At 74.6% G+C, this 19,961-nt stretch carries 24 protein-coding genes; 13 read left to right on the top strand and 11 right to left on the bottom strand.

From position 1 onward, the window contains the following. Nucleotides 1-21: 21 nt before the first annotated feature. From ACI791_RS15280 to ACI791_RS15250, 7 genes are all read left to right on the top strand, one after another. Nucleotides 22-192, top strand: a complete 171-nt coding sequence (locus ACI791_RS15280) for a hypothetical protein (protein ID WP_456571054.1) — start codon at nucleotides 22-24, stop codon at nucleotides 190-192. Then, nucleotides 189-560, top strand: coding sequence for a LapA family protein (locus ACI791_RS15275; protein WP_456586809.1), 372 nt, complete (start codon nucleotides 189-191; stop codon nucleotides 558-560). Before ACI791_RS15280 ends, ACI791_RS15275 begins: the two co-directional genes overlap by 4 nt. A 169-nt stretch (nucleotides 561-729) precedes the next feature. After that, nucleotides 730-2,574, top strand: coding sequence for an acyl-CoA dehydrogenase (locus tag ACI791_RS15270; RefSeq protein ID WP_456586808.1), 1,845 nt, complete (start codon nucleotides 730-732; stop codon nucleotides 2,572-2,574). 117 nt (nucleotides 2,575-2,691) lie between these two features. Then, nucleotides 2,692-2,943, top strand: a complete 252-nt coding sequence (locus ACI791_RS15265) for a hypothetical protein (protein WP_347058305.1) — start codon at nucleotides 2,692-2,694, stop codon at nucleotides 2,941-2,943. Continuing rightward, a complete protein-coding gene (locus tag ACI791_RS15260) occupies nucleotides 2,940-3,107 on the top strand; it encodes a hypothetical protein (protein WP_456586807.1) in 168 nt (55 codons plus the stop codon). Before ACI791_RS15265 ends, ACI791_RS15260 begins: the two co-directional genes overlap by 4 nt. A gap of 60 nt (nucleotides 3,108-3,167) precedes the next feature. Then, a complete protein-coding gene (locus tag ACI791_RS15255; RefSeq protein WP_456586806.1) occupies nucleotides 3,168-4,082 on the top strand; it encodes a 3-methyladenine DNA glycosylase in 915 nt (304 codons plus the stop codon). Then, nucleotides 4,079-4,912, top strand: coding sequence for a tyrosine-protein phosphatase (locus tag ACI791_RS15250; protein WP_456586805.1), 834 nt, complete (start codon nucleotides 4,079-4,081; stop codon nucleotides 4,910-4,912). The genes ACI791_RS15255 and ACI791_RS15250 overlap by 4 nt, the downstream gene beginning before the upstream one ends. A 48-nt stretch (nucleotides 4,913-4,960) precedes the next feature. Here ACI791_RS15250 and ACI791_RS15245 read toward each other — a convergent pair whose 3' ends face one another. The 6 genes from ACI791_RS15245 to pdhA form a co-directional block, all read right to left on the bottom strand. After that, nucleotides 4,961-6,457 carry a diguanylate cyclase domain-containing protein gene (locus tag ACI791_RS15245; protein WP_456586804.1) on the bottom strand — a complete coding sequence of 499 codons (1,497 nt, stop codon included), beginning with the start codon at nucleotides 6,455-6,457 and terminating at the stop codon, nucleotides 4,961-4,963. A gap of 219 nt (nucleotides 6,458-6,676) precedes the next feature. After that, the gene (locus ACI791_RS15240) at nucleotides 6,677-6,826 is read right to left on the bottom strand and encodes a hypothetical protein (RefSeq protein ID WP_456586803.1); all 150 of its coding nucleotides are present in this window, start codon (nucleotides 6,824-6,826) and stop codon (nucleotides 6,677-6,679) included. A gap of 242 nt (nucleotides 6,827-7,068) precedes the next feature. Then, nucleotides 7,069-7,530: an SRPBCC family protein gene (locus ACI791_RS15235; RefSeq protein WP_347058314.1), complete on the bottom strand. Its 462-nt coding sequence runs from the start codon at nucleotides 7,528-7,530 to the stop codon at nucleotides 7,069-7,071. Between the two features lie 150 nt (nucleotides 7,531-7,680). Next, a complete protein-coding gene (locus ACI791_RS15230) occupies nucleotides 7,681-9,189 on the bottom strand; it encodes a dihydrolipoamide acetyltransferase family protein (RefSeq protein ID WP_456586802.1) in 1,509 nt (502 codons plus the stop codon). A 4-nt stretch (nucleotides 9,190-9,193) separates the two neighbouring features. Next, on the bottom strand, nucleotides 9,194-10,171 hold the full coding sequence (locus ACI791_RS15225; RefSeq protein WP_456586801.1) for an alpha-ketoacid dehydrogenase subunit beta: 978 nt from the start codon (nucleotides 10,169-10,171) through the stop codon (nucleotides 9,194-9,196). Beyond that, a complete protein-coding gene (gene pdhA, locus ACI791_RS15220) occupies nucleotides 10,171-11,310 on the bottom strand; it encodes a pyruvate dehydrogenase (acetyl-transferring) E1 component subunit alpha (protein ID WP_456586800.1) in 1,140 nt (379 codons plus the stop codon). The genes ACI791_RS15225 and pdhA overlap by 1 nt, the downstream gene beginning before the upstream one ends. A 217-nt stretch (nucleotides 11,311-11,527) precedes the next feature. Here pdhA and ACI791_RS15215 point away from each other — a divergent pair, with 217 nt between their 5' ends. Then, nucleotides 11,528-12,001 (top strand): Lrp/AsnC family transcriptional regulator, encoded by a 474-nt coding sequence (locus tag ACI791_RS15215; protein WP_456586799.1) that lies wholly within the window; start codon nucleotides 11,528-11,530, stop codon nucleotides 11,999-12,001. A gap of 143 nt (nucleotides 12,002-12,144) precedes the next feature. After that, nucleotides 12,145-12,663, top strand: coding sequence for a hypothetical protein (locus tag ACI791_RS15210; protein ID WP_456586798.1), 519 nt, complete (start codon nucleotides 12,145-12,147; stop codon nucleotides 12,661-12,663). 162 nt (nucleotides 12,664-12,825) lie between these two features. Here ACI791_RS15210 and ACI791_RS15205 read toward each other — a convergent pair whose 3' ends face one another. Both ACI791_RS15205 and ACI791_RS15200 read right to left on the bottom strand, forming a co-directional pair. After that, nucleotides 12,826-14,148: a serine hydrolase domain-containing protein gene (locus tag ACI791_RS15205; protein WP_456586797.1), complete on the bottom strand. Its 1,323-nt coding sequence runs from the start codon at nucleotides 14,146-14,148 to the stop codon at nucleotides 12,826-12,828. 34 nt (nucleotides 14,149-14,182) lie between these two features. Then, the gene (locus tag ACI791_RS15200) at nucleotides 14,183-14,506 is read right to left on the bottom strand and encodes a DUF3817 domain-containing protein (protein ID WP_347058323.1); all 324 of its coding nucleotides are present in this window, start codon (nucleotides 14,504-14,506) and stop codon (nucleotides 14,183-14,185) included. 113 nt (nucleotides 14,507-14,619) lie between these two features. On the opposite strand from ACI791_RS15200, the gene ACI791_RS15195 reads away from it, so the two are divergent. Further along, nucleotides 14,620-15,186, top strand: coding sequence for a hypothetical protein (locus tag ACI791_RS15195; protein ID WP_456586796.1), 567 nt, complete (start codon nucleotides 14,620-14,622; stop codon nucleotides 15,184-15,186). Here ACI791_RS15195 and ACI791_RS15190 read toward each other — a convergent pair. Further along, nucleotides 15,156-16,229, bottom strand: a complete 1,074-nt coding sequence (locus ACI791_RS15190; protein WP_456586795.1) for a C40 family peptidase — start codon at nucleotides 16,227-16,229, stop codon at nucleotides 15,156-15,158. The genes ACI791_RS15195 and ACI791_RS15190 overlap by 31 nt on opposite strands. 373 nt (nucleotides 16,230-16,602) lie before the next feature. Between ACI791_RS15190 and ACI791_RS15185 the strand changes: the two genes are divergently transcribed. The 3 genes from ACI791_RS15185 (at nucleotide 16,603) to ACI791_RS15175 (ending at nucleotide 18,859) form a co-directional block, all read left to right on the top strand. Next, nucleotides 16,603-16,776: a hypothetical protein gene (locus tag ACI791_RS15185; protein ID WP_347058328.1), complete on the top strand. Its 174-nt coding sequence runs from the start codon at nucleotides 16,603-16,605 to the stop codon at nucleotides 16,774-16,776. 40 nt (nucleotides 16,777-16,816) lie between these two features. Continuing rightward, entirely contained in the window at nucleotides 16,817-17,722 is a 906-nt protein-coding gene (locus tag ACI791_RS15180) for a YhjD/YihY/BrkB family envelope integrity protein (protein ID WP_456586794.1), read from the top strand. A gap of 126 nt (nucleotides 17,723-17,848) precedes the next feature. After that, on the top strand, nucleotides 17,849-18,859 hold the full coding sequence (locus tag ACI791_RS15175) for a zinc-binding dehydrogenase (protein ID WP_456586793.1): 1,011 nt from the start codon (nucleotides 17,849-17,851) through the stop codon (nucleotides 18,857-18,859). Nucleotides 18,860-19,006: 147 nt separating this feature from the next. Here the strand turns inward: ACI791_RS15175 and ACI791_RS15170 are convergent, their stop codons facing one another. Both ACI791_RS15170 and ACI791_RS15165 read right to left on the bottom strand, forming a co-directional pair. Further along, entirely contained in the window at nucleotides 19,007-19,672 is a 666-nt protein-coding gene (locus tag ACI791_RS15170) for an acVLRF1 family peptidyl-tRNA hydrolase (protein ID WP_456586792.1), read from the bottom strand. After that, entirely contained in the window at nucleotides 19,669-19,956 is a 288-nt protein-coding gene (locus ACI791_RS15165; RefSeq protein ID WP_456586791.1) for a hypothetical protein, read from the bottom strand. The genes ACI791_RS15170 and ACI791_RS15165 overlap by 4 nt, the downstream gene beginning before the upstream one ends. Between the last annotated feature and the right edge of the window lie 5 nt (nucleotides 19,957-19,961).

Below are 19,961 nucleotides of genomic sequence, written 5' to 3'. Positions count from 1 at the left end.
GGGTCCGGGCAGATCCTGAGGATGACCATGCCCGATGAGAACAATGCCGGATCGGAACGGAAGGCCCAGCCTCTCGGCGCCCAGAAGGCACCGGGCGAGGACCGCGACTCCCTGGGGGCCACCGAGGGCCCGGCCGACGGCATCGCCGGCCCGGCCTACCCGCCCGCCGACACCGAACCGGACGCGCAGTGACCGCCCCCGATCCGCACCGGCCCGGTACGGCCGGAGACCCGCTGAGCGTGGGCCTGGGCAACCGCTCGACCGGTTCCGCCGACGGCGGATCGGACGCGCCGGCCCCGGCGCCGCCGCAGCAGGCCCCGCAGAAGGAGCGGCACACCGGCCGGACCATCGGCCGGTCGCTGGCGCTCGCACTGCTGATCTTCGTCACCGTCGTTCTGGTGCTGTTCATCGTCTTCAACGGCCAGACGGTGCGGATCAGCCTGGTGTTCGGCGACGTGCAGGGCCCGCTGGTGGTGGCGCTGCTGATCGCCGCGGCGCTCGGCGGGCTGCTGGCCTGGCTGGCCGGCATCGTGCTCCGGGCGCGGCGCCGCCGCCGCTGAGGCGGCGGAGGAACGACCGGGACGCACGACCGGTACGGACGTGCGTCCCGGCACACCCCGAGTGGTCGTGTCGGCTCGAAGAGCTTGCTCCGTCCTACCGACCGGTAATAGCGTTTGTTACCGGCGGGTAGGGATCGCCGTCCATCGGCATGAGCACGGGAGCCAGCGCATGAGCCACTACACCGCGAACCTGCGGGACCTCGAGTTCAACCTCTTCGAGTTCCTCGACACGAAGGATCGCTTCGGCACGGGGCCGTTCGAGCAGATGGACGCCGAGACCGCCCGCGGGATCCTGGGTGAGCTCCGCCGACTGGCCGAAGGGCCCGTCGCGGCCTCCTTCACCGACGCCGACCGCAACCCGCCGGTGTTCGACCCGGCGACGCACTCGGTCACGCTCCCCGAGTCGTTCAAGAAGTCGGTCAAGGCCATCGAGGACGGCGAGTGGTACCGCCTCGACCTGCCCGAGCACCTCGGCGGGTTCGGCGCCCCGCACACCCTGACCTGGGCCGCATTCGAGATGATCCTCGGCGCCAACCCGGCCGCGTTCATGTACGGCTCCGGCACCGCGTTCGCCGCGATCCTGCACGAGCTCGGCACACCGGACCAGAAGCGCATGGCCGAGCTGATGCTCGAGAACGGCTGGGGCGCCACCATGGTGCTCACCGAGCCCGACGCCGGTTCCGACGTGGGCGCCGCCACCACCAAGGCCGTGCAGCAGCCCGACGGCTCCTGGCACATCAGCGGCGTGAAGCGGTTCATCACCTCCGCCGAGCACGACCTCAGTGACAACATCATCCACCTGGTACTGGCCCGTCCGGAGGGAGCGAGGGCCGGCACCAAGGGGCTGTCGCTGTTCGTCGTCCCCAAGTTCCACGTCGACCTCGCGACCGGCGAGCTCGGCGAGCGCAACGGCGCGTACGTGACGAATGTCGAGAAGAAGATGGGGCTGAAGGTCTCCACGACCTGCGAGCTGACCTTCGGCGACGGCCCTGTGCCGGCGAAGGGCTGGCTGGTGGGCGAGGTGCATGACGGCATCGCCCAGATGTTCGAGGTCATCGAGCACGCCCGCATGTTCGTCGGCGCCAAGGCGATCGCCACCCTCTCGGCCGGCTACCAGGTGGCCCTGGACTACGCGAAGACCCGTGTCCAGGGCGCCGACCTCACGGCGACGTCGAAGGACGCCCCGCGGGTGACCATCACCCACCACCCGGACGTCCGTCGCTCGCTGATGCTGCAGAAGTCCTACGCCGAGGGCATGCGCGCGCTGTACCTGTACGCGGCCGGCTTCCGCGACCAGATCACCCAGGCCGAGGCCGAGGGCAGCGCGGACAGCGCCGAGGCCACGCTGGCCGCCAAGGTCAACGACCTGCTGCTGCCGATCGTGAAGGGCTTCGGCTCGGAGCGCGCCACCCAGCTGCTCACCCAGGAGTCGCTGCAGACCTTGGGCGGCTCGGGCTTCCTGCAGGACTACCCGATCGAGCAGTACATCCGCGACTCCAAGATCGACACCCTGTACGAGGGCACCACGGCGATCCAGGGCCAGGACTTCTTCTTCCGCAAGATCGTCAAGGACGGCGGCGTCGCGCTGACCTGGCTGGCCTCGCAGATCCAGGTGACGATCGACGCCGAGGCCGGCAACGGCCGCCTCAAGGAGGAGCGGCAGCTGCTGGCGACGGCGCTGGACGACGTCCAGGGCATGCTGACGGCGATGTTCGGCCACCTCGCAGCCGCCCAGGAGGACATGGCGAACCTGTACAAGGTCGGCCAGAACACCTCCCGCCTGCTGCTCTCGGTCGGCGACCTGGTGACGGCCTGGCTGCTGATCCGCCAGTCGGAGGTCGCGTTGGCCGCGCTGGCCGGCGAGGTCAGCGCACGGGACCGGCTCTTCTACGAGGGCAAGCTCGCCGCCACCCGCTTCTTCGCCACCCAGGTGCTGCCGCGGCTGGCCTCCGAGCGGGCCATCGTCGAGGCCACCGACAACGCGCTCATGGAGCTCGACGAGGGCTGCTTCTGAGTGCTGCGCCGATGGTCGAGGCCGCCGCCCCGGTCCCGGGGAGGCGGCCTCCACCGTTTCGTAGCGGCGATGTCGGGCATGGGGTCGGGGAACAGCCCCGACCGACAGGAGGCCGGCATGACCGACCCGCAGGGCAGCGACCGCATCCAGCAGGACATCCCCACCTCGTCCGGCACCGGCGCCAACAGCGACCTGGGCTCGTCGTTCGACGACGTCCCCCTGACGGCCGACGAGGCGATCGAGCGCGACGCCACCCAGGGCGACGACCTTCCCGCGAACGCCGACGGCGACATCGCCCGCGCCACGCGGGCCGGCGCCTCCGGCGAGGTCCCGGCCCCCACCAACCGATCCGGAGACGACGGCCGATGAGCGAGTCCCAGCCGTCCGGTTACCGCGAGTCCCCCGACACCACGGACGGGCCGGTCGCCGAGGCGCAGGAGGGCGACGCGCCCGAGAGCGACGCGACGCTCACCACCGACGACGACGCGCAACAGGACGACGGCGTCGCTCGCCCGGGGAACACCTCCGACTGAGGCCGTCCCCGCTGCGGCCTCCGGGGCGCCGCAGCGGAAGCCGCCCCTACGCTGGACGCCGTGCCGCACCCGCCTCGGACCGTCCTCACCCAGGACGAGTGGCTGCCGCGGGCGCGGGCGCACGCGGAGCGGATGGCGGTCTGGACCGGTCCGCACGCGGATCGGCGGCGCGCCGGCGTCGCGCACCCGGTGCTGGACTTCCTGTTCACCTACTACTCCGAGACGCCTGGCCGGCTGGCCCGCTGGCACCCCGGCACCGGTGTGGCCCTGGCCGGCCCGGCCGCCCGCGAGCGCCTCGACTGGCCCTTCCACGCCGAGCACGCCGACGGCGCCGTCGGCCTCGACGCCGAGGCCTTCCGGTCCGCCCGGGGGGAGCTGGTGGCCCGGGTCGCGCACCTGCTCCGGTCGACCGCCGGACGACCGGCGCAGTTCGGCTGCTTCGGCATGCACGAGTGGGCGATGGTCTACCGCCCGGACGACGGCGAGGTGCGGCACGGCGCGGTGCCCCTGCGCCTGGGCGTCGAGGGCACCGCCGAGGTCGTGGACGGCCACCGCGTGCAGTGCAGCCACTTCGACGCCTACCGCTTCTTCAGCCGTCGTGGCCGGCCGCTGAACACGCTCCGGCCGACGCGCGCCGACCAGCCGGAGCTGGAGCAGCCGGGCTGCCTGCACGCCACGATGGACCTCTACAAGTGGGCCTACAAGCTTTCCCCCGCCGTGCCCGGCGAGCTGCTGGCCGACTGCTTCGCCCTGGCCGTCGACGTGCGCGTGCTGGACATGCGCGCCTCGCCCTACGACCTGCGCGACCACGGGTACGAGCCGGTGCCCGTCGAGACGCCCGAGGGGAAGGGGCAGTACGTGGCCGCCCAGCGGACCTTCGCCGACCGGGGCGCGGCGCTGCGACGCCGGCTGGTCGCGGTGTGCGAGCGGCTGCTCGGTGACCTCCCGGCCGAGGCCGTACCGTCCCAGAGGTGACCTCTCCGCACACCGGCCGCTGGATCCGGCTCGACGGCACGACGAACATGCGTGATCTCGGCGGGCTGCCGACCACCGACGGCGGGCGCACGGCGACCGGGCGGATCCTGCGCAGCGACAACCTGCAGACCCTCAGCGACGCCGACGTCCGGCGGCTGGTGCACGAGATCGGCCTGCGACAGGTCATCGACCTGCGCACGACGGCGGAGATCCTCCTGGAGGGCCGTGGGCCGCTGCGCTCGGTCCCGGAGGTGACCCACCGGCACTTCACCCTGCTGCCAGAGCGCGGCCACCACACCGACGTGTTCGCGGTCGAGGAGGCCGACGAGCGGCCCGACCTGCCGGCCGGGTGGCTGGAGTCGCTGCTGCCCCGGCAGGTGGCCGCCCACGACGAGGGCGAGCCGCCGGCGGTGCGGTCCTACCTGGGCTACCTCGGCCAGCGGTCGGAGAACGTCGTCGGTGCGCTGCGGGCGCTGAGCCGGGCCGAGGACGGCGCCTCGGTGGTGCACTGCGCGGCCGGGAAGGACCGCACCGGTGTGGTGTGCGCGTTCGCGCTGTCCGTCGCGGGCGTTCCGCACGAGGAGGTCGTGGCCGACTACGCGCTGACGGCGGAGATCATCGACGCGCTGGTGGCCAAGCTGGCCGCCTCCCCGACGTACGCCGAGGACATGGTCAGCCGTGACGTCGCGAGCCACACCCCGCGCGCGGAGACGATGCAGCGGGTGCTGGCCCTGCTCGACGAGCGGTACGGCGGCCCCGCCGGCTGGCTCGACGCGCACGGCTTCGGTGCCGAGGAGCAGGCGGCGCTGCGGGCCCGGCTGCGGGCCTGACGGCTCGGCGGGTCTCGCGGAACCGACCGGTTCGGTGAGACGGCCAGGTCAGCCACGTGCCGGGGTCGGCCGGTCCGCGTACTTGTGCCGGTACATCGCCGCGTCCGCCGTGCGCAGCAGCTGCTCGGCGGTGCCGCCGTCGCCCGGGTACACGGCCACCCCGACGCTGGTGCCGACGAGGACGTCGGTGCCCTCCAGCCGGAACGGCTCGCGGAAGCACTCCACGACCCGGGCAGCCAGGCCGTGGGCATCCGACGGCTCCGCGAGACCGGGCATGACGACGGCGAACTCGTCACCGCTGAGCCGGCCCACGACGTCGCCGGGCCGGACGGCGGCGCGCAGCCGGGCGGATACCTGGCGCAGCAGCTCGTCGCCGGCCGCATGGCCCAGGGTGTCGTTCACCTGCTTGAACCGATCGAGGTCGCAGAACAGGACGGCGGCGTGGGACCGCCGGTCCTCCGCCGCGATCGCCTCGGCGAGCCGGTCGAGGAACAGCACGCGGTTGGGGAGACCGGTCAGCGCGTCGTGGGTGGCCTGGTGCCGGACGGTCTGGAGCAGCCGGGCCTTCTGCAGGGCGGTGGATGCCTGGTCCGCCACGCCGCGCAGCCGGACCTGCACGTCCCCGGCGAGCGAGGCGGGCGCCTCCCCGGTCTGCCAGCCCACCGTCGCCACACCGAGGAACGTCGAACCGGCGAGCAACGGTACAGCGACGACGTCGGCGCTCCCGATGCCCCGGAGGACCGCTCTCAGCCGGGGGCTGCTCGTCGCGTCGTCGAGGATGAGGGGCGTCCGGTCGGTCAGCATCCCCACCAGCTCCGGGGTGTCCTCCGGGCGCAGTACGGTCCCCGCCAGCAGCGCCGCCTGCTCGTCGGACATGCCGGCGGTCGAGGACGCCCGGAGGACCCCCGCGCCCGGGTCCCACAGCAGGAGGCTGGCACGGCTGCAGCCGACGACGCGCCCGAGCGCCGCGGCGACCAGTTCGGTCACCTCGGCCGGATCGGCCACAGCCGCCAGCTCGTGCGACAGCGCCAGCAGCGCGCCGGCCCGGTCGGCCTCTCTACGGGCGTCCTCGAGCGCGATGATCAGGTCGAGGGCGGCCGCCGCGTGGCCGGCATAGGCGGCCAGCATGGCTGCCTCGTCGCCCATCGCCGGATCGCCGGGGCGGTAGAGGGCAGCCAGCCTGCCGTGGGATCGCCGCGCCGACGCGATGTCGACCACGACCGCACCCGGGCCCATGTCGTCCCCGTCGAGGAGTGCGGCGGCCAGCTCGGGCAGCCGCTCGGCCGGCAGGCCGGACCCGTGCACCAGGGGCGCGCCGCCGCCCGGCGCCTGGACAGCCAGGAGGTAGGCCGGCGCCAGGACCGCCTCCGCGGCCCGGGAGACGATCCGCTCCAGCGCCGTGTCGACGTCCTCGCTGGCGACCAGCTCCGTGGCCGCCGACTGCAGGATCTGCAGCCGGCCGCGCAGGGCGAGCAGCTCCGGGTCGACCGCCACGGCCGCCCGGCGGCGCCACGGCAGGCGCGACCGTCGTCGCCAGGTCTCCATGTCCACGTCCTCTGATCGACGCACGGCCCCGGCGGCCGGAGCGCATCCCCTCGATCGAAGGAGGCCAGCTCGCCCCCCGCGCACCCGGTGTACGCGCACGGCTACAGGATGCCAGCAGAGAGGCGTCCTTGGAAGCGGCTGCTCCCGGACGCATGCGACCCCGGTCTCAGCGGAGACCGGGGTCGAGATGTTCGCGGGCCGCGCGGGCGCGACCGCCGCTCAGCGGCCGAGGAAGGCGCTGTTGTTGGCCATCGTCAGGAGCTCGTCCCGCATGGCCGGGCTGCTGCTGCGCGCCAGCGCCTTGGCGAGTGCCCGCCGGGTACGCGCCAGCTGCCGACGCTGCCGCCAGCTGGTCGTCACGCTGTTCATCGTTACTGCCTCTTTCATCGGAGTGAAACACCTGTAGCCGTAGTAACGCAGGCAGTCGCCACTCTAATCCGACGAAACATCGGCATACTGTCGTTTCCACCGAAGGTTCCCCGCCCCTTCGGGTGAGAGTCGTCACGCGGACACCCCTCCGACCTGACGGGCCCCCGAAAACGCCGACGGCGCCCGTCCCCGGGCGGGGACGGGCGCCGTCGTGGTCCCGCGGCAGCGGGGACCCCGCTCGCTCAGCTGGGGCGCTCGACGTCCCCACGCCACGCACCGGTCTCGGTGCCGCGGCTCTCGATGAACTCCTTGAACTTCTTCGCGTCGGCCTTCACCTGGCGGTCGTCGAAGCCGAGCGCTGCGCCGGCCTTCTCCACCAGCCCGGTGGGCTCCCAGTCGATCTGGATCATCACGCGGGTCTTGGCGTCGTCGAGGCGGTGGAAGGTCACCACGCCGGCGTGCTTGGCCTCACCGGTCGTGCTGGTCCAGGCCACCCGCTCCTCGGGGTGCTGCTCGGTGATCTCGGCATCGAACTCCCGCTTGACGCCGTCGACGTTGGTCACCCAGTGGGTGTGCGTCTCGTCGATCTGCGTGATGCTCTCGACCCCGCCCATGAACTGCGGGAACGTCTCGAACTGCGTCCACTGGTCGTAGGCGACACGGATCGGGACGTCGACGTCGATGGACTCCTGCACGCTGGCCACGTTCTCAGCTCCTTGATGTCGCGTGTTCGATCGCGCACCAGCTACCCCGCCGACGTGCGTGCGACACCTCGAAGTAGCAGGTCAGCGGAGCGCCGTCGCGGCCCCCGCGAGGGGGCCTGCCGGCCGGGGTCGACAGGCTCCTCGCGGGGGTCAGAACGCCAGGGCGCTCCCGGGATCGTGCAGCAGTGCGCCGACGTCGGCGAGGAACCGGCTGCCCAGCTCGCCGTCGACGATGCGGTGGTCGAAGGAGAGCGCCAGCTGGGTGACCTGGCGCGGGCGGACCTTCCCCTTGTGCACCCACGGCATCTGGCGGACGGCGCCGAAGGCCAGGATGGCCGCCTCACCCGGGTTCAGGATCGGCGTGCCGGTGTCGACGCCGAACACGCCGACGTTGGTGATGGTGAGCGTGCCCCCGCTCATCGCGGCCGGTGCGGTGCGGCCGGCGCGGGCGGTCTCCGTCAGCTCACCGAGGGCCGCGGCGAGCTCGGGCAGGGTCAGCCGGCCGGCGTCGGGGACGTTGGGCACGATCAGCCCCCGCGGGGTGGCCGCGGCGATGCCGAGGTTCACCTGCCCGTGGACGACGATCTCCTGCGCCGCCTCGTCCCAGGAGCTGTTGACCATCGGATGGCGCCGGGCGGCCAGCAGCACCGCCTTGGCGACGAAGAGCAGCGGGCTGACCTTGACGCCGGCGAACTCCGGGCGCCCGGCCAGCCGGCTGCGCAGCTTCATCATCCGCGTGACGTCGACGGTCAGGAACTCGGTGACGTGCGGCGCGGTGAAGGCGCTGGCCACCATGGCCGCGGCGGTCGCCTTGCGCACCCCCTTGACCGGGACGCGCTGCTCCCCGCCGGTCCCGGCAGAGGTCGCCTTCTCCACCGCAGGGGCGGTCCGGGCGGCGACGGCGGCGTCGACGTCGGCCCGGGTGATGCAGCCGTCGGTGCCGGAGCCGGTCAGCGTCGCCAGGTCGACCCCGAGGTCCTTGGCGTACTTGCGCACCGGGGGCTTGGCCAGCGGGCGCGGGCCACGGCGGCCGGGCGCGACGCCCCGGGCGGGAGCGGCGTCGTCGCGGAGCGCGGCCGCCTCGGCCTGCCGGCCGACCTCCAGGCCGCCGTGGCGGACCGGCTTGCTGCGCATGTCGGGCGCGGTGGCCAGCAACGGCGGGCCGTCGTCGGAGGGCTGCGGCGGGCGGTCGGCGCCCCCGGAGCCGTGGTCGGCGCCCGGGCGCTGGGTCGCGCGGGCCGCGGCGACGCTGCCGGAGCGCCGTGGCCGGCGCCGGGCCTCGGTCGTCCGCGGACCGTAGCCGACCAGCACCGCGGTGCGACCACCGGGCGCGGTGCCCCCGATCAGGCCGGCGGCGGGCTCGGCATCGTCCGCCGGGGCCGGCTCGTCCGCGGGCGCCCCGCCTCCGACGTCGATCGTGATGATCGGCGTGCCGACGTCGACCATGGTCCCGGCCTCGTGCAGCAGTTCGACGACGGTCCCGGCGAACGGCGAGGGCAGCTCGACGGCCGCCTTGGCCGTCTCGACCTCGCACAGCGGCTGGTTGACCGCGACCTGGTCGCCGACGGCGACGAGCCACTGGAGGATCTCCCCCTCGGTGAGGCCCTCACCGACGTCGGGGAGACGGAACTGCCGCAGCACTGGCGTCGAGTTCGCCATCGGTTCAGAACTCCATCGCGCGGTCGACGGCGTCCAGCACCCGGTCGAGGTCGGGGAGGTAGTCCTCCTCGAGCTTCGACGGCGGGTACGGGGTGTCGTAGCCCCCCACCCGCAGCACCGGCGCCTCCAGGGAGTGGAAGCAGGCCTCGGTCACCCGGGCGGCGATCTCGGCGCCCAGGCCCAGGGTCACCGGGGCCTCGTGGACGACCACGCAGCGCCCCGTGCGGCGCACCGACTCGTGGACCGGCGCCAGGTCGAGCGGGGAGACGGTGCGCAGGTCCACGACCTCCACCGACCGCCCCTCCTGAGCCGCGGCCGCGGCGGCCTGCAGCGCCGTCTTCACCATCGGGCCGTAGGCGAGCACGGTGACGTCGTCCCCCCCGCGCACCACCCGGGAGGCGAACAGCGGGTCGGGTGTGGCCTCGACGTCGACCTCGGCCTTCTCCCAGTACCGGCGCTTGGGCTCGAGGAAGACGATCGGGTCGGGGTGCGCGATGGCCTGCTGGATGCCCCAGTAGGCGTCCACCGGGTTGCTGACGGCGACCACCTTGAGCCCCGCGGTGTGCGCGAAATAGGCCTCCGGGCTCTCGCTGTGGTGCTCGACGGCGCCGATGCCGCCGCCGAACGGGATGCGGATGACGATGGGCATCGCCAGCCGGCCCCGGGAGCGGGCGTGGATCTTGGCCACCTGGGTGACGATCTGGTTGCAGGCGGGGAAGACGAACCCGTCGAACTGGATCTCGCAGACCGGCCGGTAGCCGCGCATGGCCAGGCCGACCGCGGTGCCGAGGATGCCGGCCTCGGCGAGCGGGGTGTCGACGACGCGGGCCTCGCCGAAGTCCTTCTGCAGGCCGTCGGTGATCCGGAAGACCCCGCCGAGCTTGCCGATGTCCTCACCCATGAGGACGACCTTCCCGTCGTCCTCCATGGCCTTGCGCAGACCCAGGTTGAGCGCCTTGCCGATGGTGAGCGTCTCGCTCATCAGTGCTCGCCCCCCTCGAACGACTCCTGGTAGGCCACGAAGTCGGCGCGCTGCTGCGCCAGCTGCGGGGTCTGCTCGGCGTAGACGTGGTCGAACATCTCCGTCGGTGCCGGATCGGGCATGTCGACGGTGCCGGTGCGGATGCGGGCGGCCAGCTCGTCGGCCTCGGCCTCGACGGACTCGAAGAACGCCGCGTCGGCGATGGAGCTGCGCGACAGGTGGGCCTTGAGCCGGGCGATCGGGTCGCGCAGCTTCCACTCCTCCAGCTCGCTGGCCAGCCGGTAGCGGGTGGGGTCGTCGGAGGTGGTGTGCGCACCCATCCGGTAGGTGAAGGCCTCGATGAAGGTGGGGCCCTGCCCCTCGCGGGCGGCCTGCAGGGCCTGCCGCGTCACCGCCAGCACGGCGAGGACGTCGTTGCCGTCGACCCGGACGCCGGGGAAGCCGAAGCCGGCGGCGCGCTGGTACAGCGGCACCCGCGACCGCCGCTCCAGCGGGACGCTGATCGCGTACTGGTTGTTCTGGCAGAAGAAGACGACGGGGGCCGAGAAGCTGGCCGCCCAGATCATCGCCTCGTTGACCTCGCCCTGGCTGGTGGCGCCGTCGCCCAGGAACGCCAGCACGGCCTGCTCCGCGCCGTCGCGCTGGACGCCCATGGCGTAGCCGGTGGCGTGCAGCGTCTGCGCGCCGATGACGACGGTGTAGAGGTTGAAGCCGGTGGCGACCGGGTCCCAGCCGCCGTTGTCCACGCCCCGGAACAGGCTGATCACGTGCAGCGGGTCGATGCCGCGCGCCCAGGCCACGCCGTGCTCCCGGTAGGTCGGGAACGCCATGTCGGATGCGGCCATCGCCCGGCCGGCGCCGACCTGCGCGGCCTCCTGCCCCAGCAGCGAGGCCCAGATGCCCAACTCGCCCTGCCGCTGCAGCGCGGTCGCCTCGACGTCCCATCGGCGGACCAGGACGAGGTCGCGGTACACGCCGCGCAGCTCGTCGTCGCCGATCTGGAGCGAGTAGTCGGGGTGCTCGACCCGGTCGCCTTCCGGCGTCAGCAACTGGACCAGCTCGGTGCGCGGCGCGTGGTGGGGCGCGGCGGCCCCCGGGACGGGGTCGACCATCTCCGTGGTCGAGGTCTTCGCTGTCACGGGTCGCGCTCCTCGCCGTCGGCCACCGCGGCCGGGGTCACCGGCGGTGCGGCGGTGCTGGACGTTCCGGTCCGCCGGATGTGGCGGTCCTCACACATCCTGGCACGGCGCACCCGCCGAGGACCAGCCCTGGCGTGCGGCGATCTGCGCAGGGGCGTCGCCGGGGACTGCGCAGAAAGCCACCCGCGGACCGCCGGCAACTGCCAGACTGCGCAGCATGCCGGAGATCGACGCAACGGACGCGCGGCTGCTGCGTGCGCTGACCGAGGACCCGCGGGCCAGCGTGATGGCCCTGTCCCAGCGGCTCGGGCTCGCCCGGAACACGGTGCAGACCCGGCTGGCCCGGCTGGAGGGCAACGGCGTGCTCGCCCCGCTGGACCAGCGGGTGCGGCCGGAGGCGCTCGGGTACCGCCTGGCGGCCTACATGTCCGTGCAGGTCGCCCAGCGGGGGCTCGGCGAGGTCAGCGATGCGCTGGCCGGCCTGCCGGAGGTGCTGGAGGTGACCGGCCTGTCCGGCGCCACGGACCTGCTCGTCCACGTGGTGGCCACCGACGCCGACCACCTCTGGCGGATCACCGAGGCCGTCCTGTCGATCGCCGGCGTCCAGCGGGTGGACACCGCGCTGGCGATGCGCCGCTTCGTCGAGCGCCGTACACACCCGCTGCTGGACCGCGCCGCCGGCACCGGCTAGCGGGGCCGGCGGATCCGCGCGGGTCCCGGGCGGGTCCAGCCCGGCGGGCGTCGTCCACCCGCTCGGCATGGGCGGCCGCGCCCGGCCCGCCCGTGCCCGTGGTCGGTGGGTGGGCTCGCTGTCCGGCGGGTACCGGCCCGCGCATGGAGAAGCGGACGCCGTTCGGCGTGGCGGGCAAGGGCAAGCGCGGGATCAGCACCCTGGGGTGGGCCCTGCGCGGGGCGGCGGCCGGCGCAGCAGGGACGACGGCGCTCAACGCCGTCACGTACCTGGACATGGTCGTGCGCGGCCGTGGCAGCAGCTCGACCCCACAGCGGACCGTGGAGCGGCTCGCGGAGACAGCGCACGTGCCCATCCCCGGGGACGACGAGACGCGCCGGAACCGCGTCGAGGGGCTGGGGCCGATGACCGGCCTGGTGGCGGGGGTCGGGGTGGGGGTGGTCGGCGGGCTGGCCCGGGCGTCGGGCCTGCGCTCGGCGAAGCCGGTCGGGACGCTGCTCACCGGGCTGGGTGCGATGGTCGCGGCGAACGGGCCGATGACGGCGCTCGGCGTCACCGATCCCCGCACCTGGTCGGCGGCCGACTGGCTCAGCGACCTGGTCCCGCACCTGGTCTACGGCGTCGTCACCAAGTGCACCATCGACGCCTTCGACCGCCCCTGACCACCGCCGCTCGGCGAGATCGGCGATCTGGCCCGCTTCGCAGCCGGAGAAGGGGCGAGATCGCCGATCTCGCCGGGCACACTTCCCGCGTGCACGAGGTCGCCCGCGCTGCTCGGCCGGCACCACCTGCTGGGCGGGCCGGTACCCGACCCCACGTGTGGGCTACTGCCAGCCCCGCTCGTCGACCCCACCGGGCACGGGGGCCTGCGGGTCGTAGGGCGTGCGGGTGAAGACGAACGTGTCCAGGTCCAGGTGGTCGTCGGCGATCCGCAACGTCTCGCCGGCGAAGTAGCCGTCCAGCCCGAGCCACGTGCCGTCGTCGCGGCGGGTGAACCGGCTGGCCCGCCCGCTGCGGCCGGGCAGCGGGCCCAGGTGCAGCAGCCCGCCGGCGACGGCCCGCAGGACGTAGGGAGCCGGCCCCCAGAACCAGACGCCGAGGGTCTCCAGCGATATCGGCGACGGCGACGGGGCCCACGGCTCGACGACCCGCGGCTCGGCGCCGCGCAGGTCGGCGAGCAGCCCGAAAACCAGCGGGTCGACGCCGCTGGTCGCGTTGGCCAGCGAGACCGCGCCCGTCCGCTCCTCCCGGTCGACGAAGACCCCGGCGAGGAAGCCGGGCATCGAGCCGCCGTGCCCGACCAGCGTCCGGCCGTCGACCCGCACCACCTGCACGCCCAGCCCGTAGGCCGACCAGCCCGACGCCGAGGAGTCCACCCCCGCGGGCACCGTCATCTCCTCGAGCGTCGCGGGGTCGAGCACCTCGCCGGTGTCGCCGAGCAGGAAGGCGGCGAAGCGCCCGAGGTCGGCCAGGGTCGCCCACAGCTGCCCGGCGGCGGCCATGACCCCCGCGTGGTGCTCGGGCTCGGGCAGGACGACGTCGGCCCAGGGGTGCACCGCCCAGCCCTCGGCCGCCGGGGCGACGGGGCGGGGGCTGGTGCGGGACATGCCCAGCGGCGCGAGCACCTCGGCGGTCACCGCCTCCTCCCAGGTCCGGCCGCGCTGCCGGGCGACCAGCTCGCCCAGCAGGCCGAAGCCCAGGTTCGAGTAGTGGAACCGGCGGGCGGCTCCGAGCACGACGTCGCTGTCGGCCATGCCCAGCTCGTCGAGGGTGCCCCCCGGGGTGCGCTCCCACCAGCCGCCGGGACTCTCGGCGGAGGCGCCGGCCAGATGGGAGAGCAGCTGCCCGACGGTGCGGTCGCCGAACGGCGTCCCCGGCAGGTGCCGCTCCAGCGGGTCGTCGAGCCCCAGCAGCCCCTCGTCGCGCAGCCGCAGGACGACCACCGCGGTGACGGTCTTGCTGATCGAGCCGAGCCGGTACTGGACGTCGGTGTGCGGCTCGGGCACGGCGCCCCGGCCCGCGGACCAGGCCAGCCCGCCGTCCCGGACCACCCCGGCGACCAGGCTGGGAGCCCGGCCGTCGCGCTGGACGCGGGCGGTGCGCGCCAGCAGGAGGCGGGCGGTGCTGGACAGGACGGGCTCGGCCATGGAGGCGACCGTAGCGAGCCGCCCCGCCCGGGGGTCAGGCGGTCAGCGCCTCGCGCCGCGGCAGCCGGCCCGAGCGGGTGGCGTGGCGTTCGAACCACACCGTGGCCAGCGGCGGCACGGAGGCGACGAGCGCGAGGACCGTGGTGCCGGCCGGCCAGCGCAGCACCCGGGCGGCGACGAGCGCCACGAGCACGTAGACGAGGAAGACCCCGCCGTGGATGGGGCCGAACACCTGGACCCCCACCTCGGAGGCCTGCAGCACCCACTTCACGAACATCCCGGCCAGCAGGCCGATCCAGGTGATCGCCTCGGCGACGGCGACGATGCGGAAGGCGGTGGAAACGGTGCGCGGGGTCAACGGGCGTCCTCAGGTCGGCGGAGCTCTCCGGTGGTCAACGACCGGGCCGGGCGCGGGGTCCCCGCGGCGGGTGTGACCTTCGCGGCAGTGCGCCACCTGGCAGGGTCGGCACCGTGCGCGGACTGGCCCGGCGGGAGTTCTGCCTGGTCCTGCTGCGCCGGATGGCCGACGTCCGACCCGATCTGACCACCGAAGCGCTCCCCCGGCTGGGCGCCACCCGGGCGGAGGCCCATGCCGCGCACACCCGGTGGCAGGCGCTGCAGCACTCTGCGCGGGCGCCGCGCGGGCTGGCGCTGCGCGCGGCGGTCCTGGGGCCGCCCGAGGACCTGGAAGACCGGCGCTTCGGCGACCTGGACCTCCAGGTGCGCCGCTGGCCGCTGCCGCTGTGGCCGCACCTGTGGTGGCAGGTGGTCAGCGGGCCGGGCGGCTCGGTGCTCGACGAGCAGCTGGCGCGCGCGCCCGGATCGCCCGTCCCGGCCGCGACGTCGCGCCGCCTGCTGGTGTGGGAGCACGTGCTCGACGACGTCGTCGGCCTCCGGGGCGCCCGCGCCGTGGATCCGGGCGTGGTCACCCGCCGGGAGGTGCACCTCCCCGGCGGGGCGCGGGCGGTGTTCGTGTGGGGCCTGCTCCAGCAGGTCACCCGGCACGATCAGCCGGCGATGCGCCGCGCCCCGCTGTAGCCGCCCATCGAGTCGATGCTCGCCACCTTGACCACGTCGCCGGACGTGGGCGCGTGCACCATCTGGCCGTTGCCGATGTAGATGCCCACGTGGCTGATCGGGCTGTAGAAGAACACCAGGTCACCGGGCTGGAGCTGGTCGCGGGAGACCTGCTGGCCGACGGCGGCCTGGTTGCGGCTCGCCCGCGGCAGGCTGATGCCGGCGGCGCGGTAGGCGTAGGAGGTCAGGCCCGAGCAGTCGAAGGCGTTCGGGCCCGAGGCCGCCCACACGTAGGGCTTGCCGCGCTGGGCCATCGCGGCGTCGACCGCGGCCTGCGCGGCACCGTTTCCGGCCACCACCGGCATCGACGGCGCTGGGGCCTCGCGGTCGCTGCGGCTGGCCCGCTGCGGCTGGGCGCTGCGCTCCTCCGCGTGGTGCGCGTCGGCCACGGCCTGGCGCTCCGCGACGCCGAGCTGCTCGTACTGCGCCTGGAAGTCGGCGACCTGCTCCTCCAGCTCGGCCTGCTGCCCGGCGACGGAGTCGTAGGTCCGCTGCGCCTCGGCGGCGGACTGCTGCGCGGTGGCCTGGGCCTGGGCGGCGGCCACGCTGGCCTCGGCCGCCTTCCCGAGGATCCCGCTCTGGTGCCCGGCGATCGTCTCCAGCATGGCCACCCGGCTGACGAACTCGTCGGCCGAGCCGCTGGTCAGGAGCGCCTGGAAGGACCCGAGGCCCTCACCGGTCCAGGCGCTGCGCGCGATGCCGCGCACCGCCTTCTGCGCCTGGGCGAGGTCGGCGGTGGCCTGCTCGAGCTGGGCGGCGGCGGCCTCGGCAGCCGCCTGCTGGGCGGCCAGCGCGTCCCGCGCCTCGTTGAACCGCTCCGTGACGACCTCGAGCTGGTGCCCCCGCTCGGCGACCAGCTGCGCCGCCTCGGCCGACGTGGCCGGGTTCCCCGGTGCGGCCGACGCGGGGACCGTGGCGAGCAGGACGCCGAGGGCGCCCGCGAGGGCCAGACCGGCCCGCCGCGCGGTACGACGGCGGGTGGGCGTGCGCAGGGGGGTCGCCATGGTGCGGCGGCGCTCCATTCCTCTTCCACGAGCCGCCTACCGGCGCCCTCCGGGCACGACGACGCTCCGCCGCGGTGGAGGGGCTCGGTCCGGCACCCACGCCTGTGCGGGTGACCGGCTCGACGGCGCCCGGCGGGTGCCACTCAGGCAGTGACAGAAAGCCTCGGCGGGCCTACTCACCGTAGGGGTCGTGACCAGCTCGTCACAATCCCCCGAACGACAATCGTGTGATTCGGCCTGCGCTCTGTCGCACGTGGCACACCCGCCCCATCCTGCGCGCCGGGCACGCGCCGCCACCGCCAGTTGCGCCCACCCACCGGGAACGGAACCCGTCCACGGTTTCGGCGCGCCACCGCCGGACCACTACGAGTGGATGGACCTCCGCAAGCCCCTGCTGCTCCTCGCGCTCGCCGGCTCCCTCGTCGCCTGCGGGGACAACACCGACCTCCAACGCGGTGAGACCAACTGCGACTCGAGCGGGGCCGAGGCGAACAACCCGCACGACGCCAGCTGCCAGGAGACCGGCGTCAACGACGACTCCGACTGACCCGGCGCAGGTGAGCCGGGCGGCGCCCCCAGGGCGCGCGATGCCGGAGGACGGCACAGCCCCGGAGCGCTCCGGCCGGCTGGTGTCCCTCGTCCGCGACGTCGTCCCCGGCGTGAAGTTCCGGCTGCGGGGGCGCGACCTCGCGCTCATCGCCGCGGGCCTCACCTTCTACGCCGGCATCGCCGTCGTCCCGCTCCTGGTGCTGGCGTTCGGGCTGACCGCCTGGCTCACCTCGCCGGAGCGGGTGCACGAACTGGGCCTGCGGCTGGGCGACCTGCTGCCGGGCGAGCTCGGCGCGCCGGACGCTGTGGCCCGGCTGGTCGACGCGGGCGTCGGGCTGGACCCGCTCGGCGCCCTGCTGGCCCTGCTGCCGATGTCGCTGTACGGGGAGGGTCTGCGCCGGGCGCTGCTGCGCTTCAGCTCGCGGCACGAGGGCCTGACCGGCTGGCGCGGCCGGCTGGGCGCCCTGCCGCTCCTGCTGCTCGCGCCGGTCCTGCTCTACCCGCTGCTGCTGGCCGGGGCGCTGATGGCCGAGCTGGCCGAGCGCGGTGGCTTCCTCGCGACCGTCGGGCAGGTGGCCGTCGGCTACTACTCGGTCCTGGCGGCGCTCACCATCCCGCTGGCCTGGGGCTTCCGGGTGGTCGGCGGCGGCCGCGTGCGCTGGCCGGCGCTCCTGGCGGGTGCCCTGTTCACCGCAGCGTGCCTGTCGGGCTTCCTGCAGGGCTTCGTGCTGTTCCTGGCCCTGCCGCTGGACCTCGGCGCCCCCTTCGGCGGGCTCGACGTCGTCGGCGGGGTGGTGGCGCTCGGGCTGTGGCTGTTCGCCCTGCACCTGGTCGTCCTGCTCGGCTGGCTGGTCACCCAGTCACTGGACGAGCGCTGGCGGGGCCGGTCAGCGGGGACGCGGCCACGTGGTCAGGCGCTCGGACCAGGTCCCGAGCTGCTCTGAGTCGGGCGTCGCCGGGTCCTCCGGGAGGACGGGCCCGGCCCGGGTGGGGGGCGATGCGGTGGGAGACACGGCCGGAGGTCGTCACGACAGGTGCCGGCTCCCTGTCGGCGGCGTTGGATGGGGAGCATGCCTGACTCGATGCTGGCCGGCCGGCTGAACGTGCGCACCCGCGAGTTCGTGGTGAAGGAGGTGCCCAAGCCGACGCCGGGCCCGGGCGAGGTCCTGATCCAGGTGGCGGCGGCGGGCATCTGCCTGTCCGACGTGCACCTCATCGAGGGCGAGCTCTCCCCACTGTTCCTCGCCGGTGACGAGGTGACGCTCGGCCACGAGGTGGCCGGCACCGTCGCCGAGCTGGGCGCGGGCGTGACCAGCTGGGCGGAGGGGCAGCGGGTGCTGCTGCAGGCCGGCGAGGACAAGGGCGGCTGGGTGCACACCCGCGGCGTCGACTACGACGGCGGCTGGGCGCAGTACGCCCTGGCGACCGCCGACACGGTCGTCCCCATCCCGGACGACCTACCGCTGGAGCAGGCCTGCATCGTGCCCGACGCGGTATCCACGCCGTGGGCCTCGATCGTGCGGACGGCGCAGGTGCGGGCCGCCCAGCCCGTCGGCGTCTGGGGCATCGGCGGGCTCGGCGCGCACGCGGTGCAGCTGCTGCGGTTGGCCGGGGCCGCCCCGATCATCGCCGTCGACCCGGTGCCGGCCGCCCGGCAGCGGGCACTGGACTTCGGCGCCGACCTCGCGCTGGACCCGGCCGAGGACATCGCCACCCGCGTCCGCGAGCTGACCGGCGGCGCCGGGCTCGCGTACGCCTTCGACTTCGCCGGCGTCGCGCCGGTGCGCGAGCAGGCGGTGCGCTGCCTGGAGCGCGACGGCGCCCTGGTGCTGGTCGGCCTCACCGACCAGCCGCTGGAGATCCGCAACGGCACCCAGTTCAGCTACTTCGGTCAGCGGATCCTCGGCCACTACGGCTCCGAGCCCGCCCACGTGGTGCAGCTGGTCGACCTGATCCGGCACCACCGCCTGGATCTGACCCGCTCCGTCTCGGGCACCCTGCCGCTCGCCGACGCCGCCGAAGGCGTGGAGCGGCTGGCGAACAAGGAGGGCGACCCCATCCGCCTGGTCATCACGCCGTAGGCCTTGCGCGCCGGCCGGTGCCGGCGAGGCCCAGCCGCCCGGCGCCGGCCCGCCGATCCGGCTCGCTCCGGCGCCCGATGAGCCGCCTCGTTGTTCCCGCAGTCGATGTCCGCGTCGGTGCCCGCCGGCGCCGTGGGCTGACGCCGGTCAGCGGCGGTCCCGGGGCTCCACGATGTGCACGTCGACGGCGCGGAACTGCTTCGGCGTCTCCAGCAGGACGGCCTTGGTCGGCTCCCCCACCTCCAGATGCGGGTCGCGGCGCAGGGCGGCGAGCGGGCGCAGCCGGGGGTCGGCCAGCACGTCGTCGGCCAGCCCCCGGTCGCCGCCGGTGAACAGCGCCGCGAGCCCGTCGGCGTGCGGAAGGAGCACCCGGGCGGCGGTCTCCACCGCGTGCCCGACGACGGCGTCGGTCTGGTTGGCGCGGCGGCGGGCGAACCGCTGCTGCGACCAGCCGCCGGCCGCCGTGCGGCCCTGCACCTGCCGGGCGTCCACCTTGGACACCACCAGGTCGCTGCCGTCGAAGACGCCGACCGCCCACCGGCCGCGACGCACGAGCAGCACCGCGGCCTGCCGGGGCCGGCCTGCGGCGGCGGTGAAGCCGGCCAGCAGCGGCGGCTCCGGCGTCCAGCCGAACGGGGCGCGCAGGACGACGGTGGTCGTGTCCGCGCAGGTGATCCGCAGCCGGTCGTCGGCCGGCTCCACCCCGGTGAACGCGCCGTGCCGGGTGGCGACGCCGTCCAGCCAGCGGCCCAGCCGCTCGGGGGTCACCCCCAGCTGCCGCCCGCCGCCGGCGGCGGGCCGGGGGCGGGTCACCGGGACCGCACGGTCAGCAGCCGGTCGAGCACATCCCCCACCCGCAGGCCGTCGTGCTCGTGCTCGGGGTAGACGACGATGGAGTCGGCCCGGAAGGCGAGCAGGTGGGCCGCAGCGGCGGCGGGGGCGGCGAAGGCGCTCATCCGCCGGCCGGTCACCCGGGAGCTGCGCCCGGTGCCGCGCTGGTCGAGCAGAACCACCCGGAATTCGCGCAGCGCGCGCTCGATCCAGCCACCGCGGGTCGGCCGGGGCGACTTCCCGCTCGGAATCGTGTACTCCTGCACGGGCC

It is taken from the genome of Blastococcus sp. SYSU DS0973, assembly GCF_054051055.1.
Note: the sequence above shows the minus strand (reverse complement) of the source record. Positions and strands in the feature narration are given on the sequence as shown.